At 70.2% G+C, this 10202-nt stretch carries 8 protein-coding genes; 2 read left to right on the plus strand and 6 right to left on the minus strand.

From position 1 onward, the window contains the following. Window positions 1-66 precede the first annotated feature (66 nt). Entirely contained in the window at window positions 67-1566 is a 1500-nt protein-coding gene (glpK, locus tag NNI01S_RS26735; RefSeq protein ID WP_063023132.1) for a glycerol kinase GlpK, read from the plus strand. Here glpK and NNI01S_RS26740 read toward each other — a convergent pair. The 4 genes from NNI01S_RS26740 to NNI01S_RS26755 form a co-directional block, all read right to left on the minus strand. Further along, window positions 1548-2735, minus strand: a complete 1188-nt coding sequence (locus NNI01S_RS26740; protein ID WP_063023134.1) for an aminotransferase-like domain-containing protein — start codon at window positions 2733-2735, stop codon at window positions 1548-1550. The genes glpK and NNI01S_RS26740 overlap by 19 nt on opposite strands. 206 nt (window positions 2736-2941) lie before the next feature. Further along, window positions 2942-3943 (minus strand): DUF8176 domain-containing protein, encoded by a 1002-nt coding sequence (locus NNI01S_RS26745; protein ID WP_063023138.1) that lies wholly within the window; start codon window positions 3941-3943, stop codon window positions 2942-2944. A 71-nt stretch (window positions 3944-4014) separates the two neighbouring features. Continuing rightward, a complete protein-coding gene (locus tag NNI01S_RS26750; RefSeq protein WP_245676384.1) occupies window positions 4015-4881 on the minus strand; it encodes a hypothetical protein in 867 nt (288 codons plus the stop codon). A 464-nt stretch (window positions 4882-5345) separates the two neighbouring features. Then, on the minus strand, window positions 5346-6749 hold the full coding sequence (locus NNI01S_RS26755; RefSeq protein WP_063023136.1) for an NAD(P)H-quinone dehydrogenase: 1404 nt from the start codon (window positions 6747-6749) through the stop codon (window positions 5346-5348). Between the two features lie 174 nt (window positions 6750-6923). Between NNI01S_RS26755 and NNI01S_RS26760 the strand changes: the two genes are divergently transcribed. Next, a complete protein-coding gene (locus tag NNI01S_RS26760) occupies window positions 6924-7397 on the plus strand; it encodes a gamma-glutamylcyclotransferase family protein (protein ID WP_063023142.1) in 474 nt (157 codons plus the stop codon). 220 nt (window positions 7398-7617) lie between these two features. Here the strand turns inward: NNI01S_RS26760 and NNI01S_RS26765 are convergent, their stop codons facing one another. Together NNI01S_RS26765 and NNI01S_RS26770 are read right to left on the minus strand one after the other, a co-directional pair. Continuing rightward, window positions 7618-8823, minus strand: a complete 1206-nt coding sequence (locus NNI01S_RS26765) for a M20 family metallopeptidase (protein WP_063023144.1) — start codon at window positions 8821-8823, stop codon at window positions 7618-7620. A gap of 59 nt (window positions 8824-8882) precedes the next feature. Then, entirely contained in the window at window positions 8883-10124 is a 1242-nt protein-coding gene (locus NNI01S_RS26770; RefSeq protein ID WP_084489337.1) for a M20 family metallopeptidase, read from the minus strand. Window positions 10125-10202 lie beyond the last annotated feature (78 nt).

A 10202-nucleotide genomic window follows, 5' to 3' on the forward strand; every position in this document is an offset into this window, starting at 1 on the left:
AAACGCGAGCCATACAGGGGCCGCGAACACGCCGCGACGAAGTCGCGGCCAAAATACACTGCACGGATGCGTCGCTATGTGGCCGCCATCGACCAGGGCACGACCTCGAGTCGGTGCATCGTCTTCGACCGGCAGGGACGCGTCGTCGGCGTGGCCCAGCGCGAGCACGAGCAGATCTTCCCACAGCCGGGCTGGGTGGAGCACGATGCCGAAACCATCTGGCGCGATACCGAATTCGTGCTCGGTGCGGTTCTGGAGCGCAGCGGTCTCGGCGCTGACGACATCGCCGCGGTGGGCGTCACGAATCAGCGGGAGACGACCGTGGTGTGGGACCGCGCGACCGGCCGCCCGGTGTACAACGCGATCGTCTGGCAGGACACCCGCACCGACCGGCTGTGCGCCCAGCTCGGCGGCGACGCCGGACCGGCCCGATACCAGGACCGCACCGGCCTCCCGCTGTCCACCTATTTCGCCGGTCCGAAGCTGCGCTGGATCCTGGACAACGTGCCCGGCGTGCGGGAGCGCGCGGAGGCGGGCGAGTTGTGTTTCGGCACCGTCGACAGCTGGGTGCTGTGGAATCTCACCGGCGAGCACATCACCGACGTGACCAACGCCTCCCGCACCATGCTGCTGAATCTGCGCTCGCTGCAGTGGGATCCGGAGATCTGCGCGGAGTTCGGCGTGCCGGCGTCGATGCTGCCGCAGGTGCGCAGTTCCTCGGAGGTCTACGCGCCGATCGCGTCCGGGCCACTGGCGGGGGTGCCGGTAGCGGGCATCCTCGGCGACCAGCAGGCCGCCACCTTCGGCCAGGCGTGCCTGTCGCCCGGCGAGGCGAAGAACACCTACGGCACCGGCAATTTCATGCTGCTGAACACCGGCACCACGCCGGTGTTCAGCAAGCACGGCCTGCTCACCACGGTGTGCTACCGCCTCGGTGACGCGGACGCGGTGTACGCCCTGGAGGGCTCCATCGCGGTCACCGGCTCACTGGTGCAGTGGTTCCGCGACAACCTCGGCATCATCTCCGCCGCCGACGAGATCGAGCCGCTGGCCCGCAGCGTCGACGACAACGGCGGCGCGTACATCGTGCCCGCGTTCTCCGGGCTGTTCGCGCCCCGCTGGCGTCCGGACGCGCGCGGCGTGATCGCCGGGCTGACCCGTTTCGTCACCAAGGCGCATCTGGCGCGGGCGGTGCTGGAGTCGACCGCCTTCCAGACCCGCGAGGTGGTGGACGCGATGCGCGCCGACGCCGAGTCCCAGCGGCTCGGCCTGGAGCTGACCACGCTGAAGGTGGACGGCGGCATGGTCGGCAACGACCTGCTCATGCAGTTCCAATCCGACATCCTCGACGTGCCCGTGGTGCGCCCGGTGGTCAACGAGACCACCGCGCTCGGCGCGGCGTACGCGGCCGGGCTGGCCGTCGGATACTGGTCGGGCACCGACGACATCCGGGACAACTGGGCCGCAGACAAGACCTGGCATCCGACCATGTCGGGCGTGGAGCGGGACGAGCGCTTCGCGGCGTGGAACAAGGCCGTGGAGCGCACCTACGGCTGGGTGGACTGAAGGGCGCGCGCCAACCGCGCCACGGCCTCCCGGAGCGTCGCCTCCTCGGAGGTGGTGAAGCACAGTCGCATCGAGTTGCGATGGGCGCCGGCGACCGCGAACGCCTCGCCGGGGACATAGGCGACGCCGAGATCGATCGCGTGGGGCAACAGGTCCACGGTGTCGGTCCCGTCCGTGAAGTCGGCCCACACGAACATGCCGCCCGCGGCGTCGGTGCTCACCAGCCGATCACCGAAGCTCGCCCGCAGCTCGTCCACCAGGACGCTCGCGCGCGCCCCGTAGACGCGCCGGATCTGCTCCACCTGGGTGCCGAGCCAGTCCGTGTCGGCGAGCAGATCGGCGGCGATCTGCTGGGTGAGGGCAGAACCGCACAGGTCCGCGCCTTGCTTCAGCAGCTCCACGCCCCGGCACACCGCGTCGGGCGCCGTCATCCAGCCCACCCGCAAGGTCGGCGCCAGAATCTTCGACACGCTCGACAGCCGGATCACGTTGGCCGAATACGTCGCGATCGGCTCCGGGGACGGCCGCTCGAACCACAGCTCGCCGTAGGGATCGTCCTCGATCACCCAGAAGCCGTACCGATCGGCGAGTCCGGCGAGTTCACGACGTCGCCGCGGGCTCATGGTGACACCGCGCGGGTTGTGGAAATTGCTCACCGTGTGCACCAGCGCCGGCCGTTCGCCACGAGCGAGCAGCTCGGCCAGGGCGTCGACCCGCATACCCTCGGCGTCCAACGGAACCGTCACGATGCGCGATCCGGCGGCCCGGAACACCTGCAACGCGCCGACGTAGGCGGGATCCTCGACCACGACCAGCGCACCCGGATCCAGCAGCACTTCGGCGAGCAGCGACAACGCCTGCTGCGAGCCGTGGGTGACGAACACCTCCTCGAGCGGCACCGGCCGCCCGAGCCGCACGGTCTCCTGTGCCGCGAGCACGTCCCGCAGCGGGCCCCAGCCCGCCGATTCGGTGTACTGCAGTCGTGCGCGGTCCGCCAGCGCCGCCTCCGCCGCCTGCGCGATCCGGTCGCGGGGCATCAATTGCTCGTCCGGCAAGCCGCCCGCCAGGCTGATCACGTCGTCGCGCGCGGCCACCTTCAGCAGGTCGCGAATCGCCGAACTCGTGAGGCCGCCGAGACGCCGGGCCAGCGGTGGAGTGAGCGCCGACATGAAACCTCCCGAAAGGACGCCACGGTACGCGAGCCCTCACTGTTTCACATCGGCTACCAGAATATGAAATCCAATTCTCAAAATATGAGATACGCCGCCCATTTCCCGACGGTGGAGGGCATCTTTCGCCGAGAGTCATCGCTCCGGCAGCGAACGCACCCGAGTCGGCCGGGTCCCGTGGCCGATGGCGTCACCGCGAGCGATCCTCAATCGATGAGATAGATGAGGGTCCGGCCGTCCAGATTCACGGTGGTGATCACGGGGAAGTACTGGGCCTCGGTGCCATCGGGACGGCGCTCGGTGATCTCGACGTTGAAGCGATCGGCGGAAATCTCCGCGATCCGCAGGCAGTAGCCCGTGCCCTGCGGGATGTGCTGGTCGATGGCCTTCTGCAAGTCCGCAGGTGGCTCGACGTTCGCGCCCGGCGCCACGAACGTGTGCGCGCGGCTCGCGCTGCGCTCGGAATAGTACGCGTGCTCGAAGCCGAGAATCGCCCGGATCCCGCTGCTCGTATCACCCGGACCGTTGCCGAAGGTGACCTTGCCCTCGGTGCGGGCCGGGCAGTTCACCGCCGCGGCGCTGGGGGTGTCCGAAGCAGCCGTGCCGTCATCGCTGCCGCTGATCACCACGATGGTCACCGTCAGCGCCACCAACGCCACCACTGCCGCGAGCGTCCCGAGCACGACCCAGCGCCGCGAGGGACTGCGCCGCGTCGGCGCGGGCGTCTCGGGAATGCGCAGCGCCAGCCGCATGGCGATCGGATCCTCGGCCCAGGACAGGCCCGATCCGGAGGGCGGCGGCGGCTTCGGAACGCCGCCTTCCTGCGTCGGTTGGCTCCACCAGGAGTCCTTCTCGCCGTCCGTGGACGTGGGGCCCCCCGCCTCCGCGGCAGACGGTTCGGACTGGGCGGACGCGGGCGGCGCGGACGGCTGTTCGGCGTAGACCGTCGAATCCGGCGCGCGATACTGCGGGGGCGGTATCGGCGTCGTCGCCTCCGGCTCGCCCGCCGGGCGCCAGGTGAGTTCGGAGTGGTCGGTGGACTGCGGCACCTGCCACCCCGGGCCGCTGTCCGGGCCCATCGGCGGCCCGAATTCCGAGACAGGCGGCCCGAACTCGGAGATCGGCGGCCCGAACTCCCCCACCGGCGGACCGAACGCCGAACCGGACTGGTCGGATTCGTTCTCCCTCGCAGAACCCTCGGAAGTCACACCCAATCCTTTCCCAGGACACACAAGTGGGGCGGCCGCGAACGACCGCCCCACCCGTCGAACAGCACGTGTCAGTACTGGAGTGAACCACCCCACTGGGTGGTGACACCACCCACGTCGACGGTCTGCGGAGCGAAATCGCCCGGCTGAAGCGGAAGCTTAACCTGTGCGGCGGCCTCCAGGGCGGCCGCGCCGCCCGGCTGCTCCCGGATCCAGTCCTCGACCGCGGCCTTGGCCTGGTTCAGCTGGGTGGTGTCGAACACGGCCGTGGTGTTGTTCGAGGCCAGGCCCTCGCCACCGGTGTAGGTGGTCAGCTTGACGGTGTTCTTGTCGACGAACTCCACCGAGACGCCCGCTTCGCCCGAGCCGGTCGGCGTGCGGTAGCCGATGGTGCCGACGTAACCGGCCTCGTTGCTGAAGTGGTGGGTGTTGGCCACGTGGCCCGGCAGGATGGTGCCGCCGTCGATGTTCGCGCCGATCTCCGCGTGCGGGCCGGTCATCTCCACGACCGGCGCGGCCGGAGCCGCCTCCATCCGCGGCGCCTGCCAGCGCGGCTGCGCCTGCGGCTGCACCAGCGTGGAGCTGTCCGGCTGCCGCGCTTGGGCGTTGTCGTTGTCGCTCTGCGTGCCCAGCTGCGGCGTGGACTGCTGGCCGGGCTGCGGCGCGGCCTGATCCGGCACAACCGCGGACTGCGGGTCGCTCGGCTTCTGCTGACCGGGAACCGGCAGCGGCGCGACGCGCGGCGGGGTCACGCCCGGCTGGGTCGGCTTGGCCAGCTTCGGATCCTTCTGGTCCGGCGCGGCATGGTCCGACTCGGGGGTGGTGACGCCGGGCTGGCTCGGCGTGGGCTTGCTCTCCGGCTTCTGCGGGTCCTGCTTGGACTCCGGCTTGTTCGCCTCCGGCTGCGTGGTCTCCGGGGTGCTCGGCGACTCGTTCACGCCCGGCTGCGTCGGAGCAGGCGCCGGCGGAGTGGTCGGATCGTTGGGAGCCGCCCCCGCCGGCGCAGCGAAGAGAGTGGCCACTGCAGCCGCTGTGGCCAGAGGCAACGAGGTGCTCGCCATCGCTCGCTGCGCCCGACTCGGCTTACGATGTTTCACTTTTCGCAATTCCCTTCCCGGGTGCGACCGGAAAGGCCGCATGCAGTTGTCCCTGGGTGAGACGCCTGATCGTCGAACGACCCGGGCCGTTCGTAGTGCCGATTTGGAAAGGACCCATCCCCCCACACCGAACTCCGCGACCGTCCTCCGATCGCATCTCTGCCGAGAGTGAACCACATGTGCGCACGATGGGCAACGCGTCGAATAGCCAAGGGTGGCAAGAGCGCCCGCACCCCGGCCCCACCCCGAGTTCACCGGGCGCGATGTCCGAGATCGGACACGGCACTCCCGGCGCCAAACCGAGGTCAGTCCAAATCGTCGTGTCGCATCAGCAAACGCGCCGCCTCGGTCACCGAACCGGTGAGCGACGGGTACACCGAGAAGGTCTGGGCCAGGTCGTTGACCGTCAGATTGTTCTGCACCGCAAGCGCGATCGGCAGGATCAGCTCCGAGGCGATCGGCGCGACGACGACGCCGCCGATGACCACGCCGGTCGCGGGACGGCAGAAGATCTTGACGAAACCGCGTCGCAGCCCGGACATCTTGGCGCGCGGGTTCGTGTTGAGCGGCAGCATCACCGTGCGCGCCGGCACCTCACCGTTGTCGATCGCCGTCTGGCTGACGCCGACGGTCGCGATCTCCGGCCGGGTGAACACCGCGGACGCGACGGTCTTCAGGCGGATCGGGCTGACGCCCTCCCCGAGCGCGTGATACATGGCGATGCGTCCCTGCATCGCGGCCACCGAAGCCAGCGGCAGCAGACCGGTGCAGTCCCCCGCGGCGTAGATGCCGGGCACCGACGTGCGCGACACCCGGTCCACCCGGAGGTAACCGCCGCGGTCGAGTTCGATGCCGACCCGCTCCAGCCCGAGGTTCGCGGTGTTGGGCGTCGAGCCGACCGTCATCAGCGCGTGCGAGCCGGACACGGTGCGCCCGTCGGACAGCTTGACCACGATGCCGTCGGCGGTGCGCTCCACGGCGTCGGCGCGCGCGTGCTTGACCAGCTCGACGCCGCGCTCGGCCAGCGCGTCCTCCAGCACGAGCGCCGCGTCGGCGTCCTCGCCCGGCAGCACGCGGTCGCGACTGGAGACCAGCTTCACCCGCACACCCATCTCGGTGTAGGCCGAGACGAACTCCGCACCCGTCACACCGGAGCCGACGACCACCAGGGTCTCCGGCAGCTCCTCCAGGTCATAGAGCTGACGCCAGTTGAGGATGCGTTCGCCGTCCGGTTCCGCGCCCGGCAGCACGCGCGGGCTCGCGCCGGTGGCGATCAGCACGACCTCGGCCTCGATGGTCTGCTGCGCGCCATCGGCAAGCTTGGCCAGCACCCGGTGCGCGGCCAAGCCGCTGCCACGGTCGATCAGCTCGCCGTATCCGGCCAGCACGGTCACCCCGACGGTCTGCAGCTTCGAGCGGATATCGGAGGACTGCGCCAGCGCCAGCGCCTTCACACGCGCGTTCACCTCGGGCAACTGCACCTGCGCCTGGTTCGGATCCAGGGTGATCCCCAGATCGCGAGCGCGGCGCAGATCGGTGCGCACGCCGGTCGAGGCGATGAAGGTCTTCGAAGGGACGCAGTCCCACAGCACGCACGCCCCGCCGATCCCGTCGGAATCGATCAGCGTCACCGACGCGCCGTGCTGGGCCGCCACCAGTGCCGCCTCATAGCCGGCCGGTCCGCCACCGATGATCGCGATGCGGGTCATTGATACCTCCGCTCGTGCTTCGCGCCGGGATCTCCGGCACGGGGTAAACGTTATCCGGCAACCACCTCGCACTATCGATCGCGTTACCGCTGCGCAACGGTTCCCCGCCGCGCGCCGCGCCGCAGGTGCGGCAATCGAACGCGGTCTGCGAAGGTTATTGGCTACCCTTTGCTGGTGCCGATCTATGCCGCCTATGGGTCCAACATGGACTCGACGCAGATGCTCGAGCGCTGTCCGCACTCCCCCATGTCCGGGACGGGCTGGTTGGAGGGCTGGCGGCTCACCTTTGCCGGTGACGACATCGGCTGGGAAGGGCCTCTCGCGACGGTCGTCGAGGATCCCGGTTCCCGGGTGTTCGTCGTGCTCTACGACGTGTCCCCGGAGGACGAGCAGCGGCTGGACCGCTGGGAGGGCTCGGACTTCGGTATCCACAAGAAGATCCGCCTGCGCGTGACCCGCAATGCCGACGGCGGCGAGCCCACGCTGGCCTGGCTCTACGTGCTGGACGCCTACGAGGGCGGCCTGCCCTCGGCCCGCTACCTCGGCGTGATCGCCGACGCTGCCGAAAAGGCAGGCGCGCCAGAGGATTATGTGCACGCCCTACGTACTCGCAACAGCCGCAACGTCGGCCCGGGCAACTTCGGCTGACCCGCGTCGGACCGCAACGCCTGCGGCACGACCGTCCCCTCCGGGGCGGCCATGCCGCAGGCACACTCCCAGCCCCCTCGGGTGCGAGGCCATCGAGCACCGTTCGCGGCCCGGCGCGCGTCCGAGTGGGCGAAGCGCATGCGCCGCAGGCGCGGGTCTCGCCCGCTCGGACGCGCGCCACAAGGGGGCCGCGAACACCCAGCGCCGCAGGCGCTGGAAATCAAGCAGCGCCCGCGTCCAGCACGAGATTGCTCAGCACCCGGACGCCGACCGCGAGCGCCCGCTCATCGATGTCGAAGGTCGGCTGGTGCAGATCCAGCTGCTCGCCCTCGCCGGACCAGACGCCCAGGCGCGCCATCGCGCCCGGCACCTCCTCCAGGTACCAGGAGAAGTCCTCGCCGCCGCCGGACTGCGGGGTGTCGGCCAGCGCGTCGGGGCCCAGCGCGCGGATCGCGTCCTCGAAGAGGCGGGTGGAGTGCTCGTCGTTGACCACCGGCGGCACGCCGCGCCGGTAGTTCAGCTGGTAACGCACGCCCGTCGGGGCGAGCAGGCCGTCGACGATCTCCCGCACCATCGGCTCCAGCAACGACCAGGTCGCGTGATCTCCGGTGCGGATCGTGCCGGTGAGCATGCCGGTTTGCGGAATAGCGTTCGGGGCCTTCCCCGCGCTCACCGCGCCCCACACCATCACGGTGCTGGTACGCGGGTCGATGCGGCGGCTGAGCAGGCCCGGCAACCCGGTGATGACCGAGCCGATCGCGTAGACCAGGTCGCTGGTCAAGTGCGGACGCGAGGTGTGACCGCCCGGGGAGTCGAGCACCAGCTCGATGGTGTCGGCGGCGGAGGTGATCGCGCCCACGCGGATGCCGACCCGGCCGACCTCGAGGCGCGGGTCGCAGTGCAGCGCGAAGATCCGCTCCACACCCGCCATCGCACCGGCCGCGACCACGTCGATCGCGCCGCCCGGCATGATCTCCTCGGCGGGCTGGAAGACCAGCCGCACGCCGACCGGCAGCCGCGGCACCTCGGCCAAGGCCAGCGCCGTGCCGAGCAGGATGGTGGTGTGCGCGTCGTGGCCGCATGCGTGCGACACACCCGGCACCGTGGAGGCGAAGGGCAGTCCGGTGAACTCCTGCAGAGGGAGCGCGTCCATGTCGGCGCGCAGGCCGATGCGCGGGCCGTCCGGTCCGATGTCACAGAGCAGGCCGGTGCCGCCGGGAAGCACCTGCGGCGTCAGTCCCGCCTTGGTCAGCCACGCCGAGACGAACTCGGTGGTGCCGAACTCGGTACGGGACAGTTCCGGATTGGCGTGGATATGCCTGCGCCACTGGACGAGATCGACCGTGTGATCGGCCAGCCAGGACTCCACAGCTGCTCGCCCGGATCCCCCGGTTTCCGACACTGCGGAGCTGCCGGGGCCCTCCATGGCCACACGGATGCCCAGCGCGGGGCCCGTCGCCGGCGCCGCAGAACGGCCGGTTGTGCTCACCGAATGTCCTCCTGTCGTTGAACTAGCCGTTGCAACAACCTGTCTCTATGGATGTCATCGCGGGCGACGGCGATAGCGGTACGCGCGAGCGCGAGCGCACCGTCGAGGACCGCACGATCCGCCGAGGCGTTGACGCTGGCCGCGGCGAAGCCTGGCTGATGTGTCACCGCACCACCGGCATCGATGCCGATGACCGGGTGAATGCCCGGAATGACGTTGGTGACGTTCCCCATGTCGGTGCTGCCCAGCGGCCGCTGCGCCTCGAACTCCGGAGCGAGCGGCACGCGTCCCGATCCGGTGAGCTGCTCGCGGTAGACGAGCAGTAACTCCGGATCCGGGGTCAGCTCGGTGTACGTCGGCGCGAGCGTCCGGATTTCGTGGGTGCAGCCGGTCGCGAGGGCGCCCGCCTCGAAGCAAGCCGACGCTCGTCGCATCAGATCGTCGAGGGATGCGGAGTCGACTGCGCGTAGGTAATACAGCAGTTCCGCACGTCCGGGCACGATGTTGGGAGCTACGCCACCGTCGCCGACTATACCGTGCAGTTGCTGGCCGGGCAGGAGATGTTGCCGCAGCAACCCCAGGGCGACCTGCGCGACGGTCACCGCGTCACCCGCGTTGCGGCCCTGCTCCGGGGCCGCGCTGGCGTGCGCCTCACGCCCGTGGAAGACCACCGACACGTCGGCCAGCGCCAGCGAACGCGCGCCGACGATGTCGAGCGGGCCGGGGTGCACCATCATCGCCATCGCGACGTCGTCGAACACCCCGCGCTCCAGCATGAGCACCTTGCCGCCGCCGCTCTCCTCGGCGGGTGTGCCGAACACCAGCACCGTGAGATCAAGCGCATCGGCGACCTCGGCCAGACCGAGCGCCGCGCCCACCGAGGCGGCGGCGATGACGTTGTGCCCGCACGCGTGCCCGATCTCGGGCAGCGCGTCGTACTCCGCGCAGAGACCGACGGTCAGCGACCCGCTGCCGTAGCGCGCGCGGAAGGCCGTGGGCAGGTCCGCGACTCCGGTCTCGATCTCGAAGCCGCGTTCGGCGAGCGGAGCGATGGTCTTGGCGGCGCTGCGGGTCTCCTCGAACGCCAGCTCCGGCTCGGCGTGAATCGCGTGCGAGAGCCCGATCAGCCCGGCGGACGCCGCGCGGATCGCGGCGTCACTGCGCCCGGCAGCGTCGACCTCGCACACGGCGTTGCCGTCGTGCTGCGCTTCCTGGCGCCCGCTGCGCGGTGGTGGCATGCAACACAGTCTCGCACTGTGTTCGATTTGCCGCGCCTTCGGCGCGGCGGGTTCGCGGCCCCCTTATGGCTCGCGTTT

This window comes from Nocardia niwae NBRC 108934 = DSM 45340 (genome assembly GCF_001613465.1).
Taxonomy (GTDB): Bacteria; Actinomycetota; Actinomycetes; order Mycobacteriales; family Mycobacteriaceae; genus Nocardia; species Nocardia niwae.

Coding starts and splice junctions, on each gene's coding strand:
- NNI01S_RS26755 (WP_063023136.1), bottom strand. CDS start 6,749: ATGACCCGCATCGCGATCATCGGTGGCGGACCGGCCGGCTATGAGGCG.
- NNI01S_RS26765 (WP_063023144.1), bottom strand. CDS start 8,823: ATGGAGGGCCCCGGCAGCTCCGCAGTGTCGGAAACCGGGGGATCCGGG.
- NNI01S_RS26740 (WP_063023134.1), bottom strand. CDS start 2,735: ATGTCGGCGCTCACTCCACCGCTGGCCCGGCGTCTCGGCGGCCTCACG.
- glpK (WP_063023132.1), top strand. CDS start 67: ATGCGTCGCTATGTGGCCGCCATCGACCAGGGCACGACCTCGAGTCGG.
- NNI01S_RS26770 (WP_084489337.1), bottom strand. CDS start 10,124: ATGCCACCACCGCGCAGCGGGCGCCAGGAAGCGCAGCACGACGGCAAC.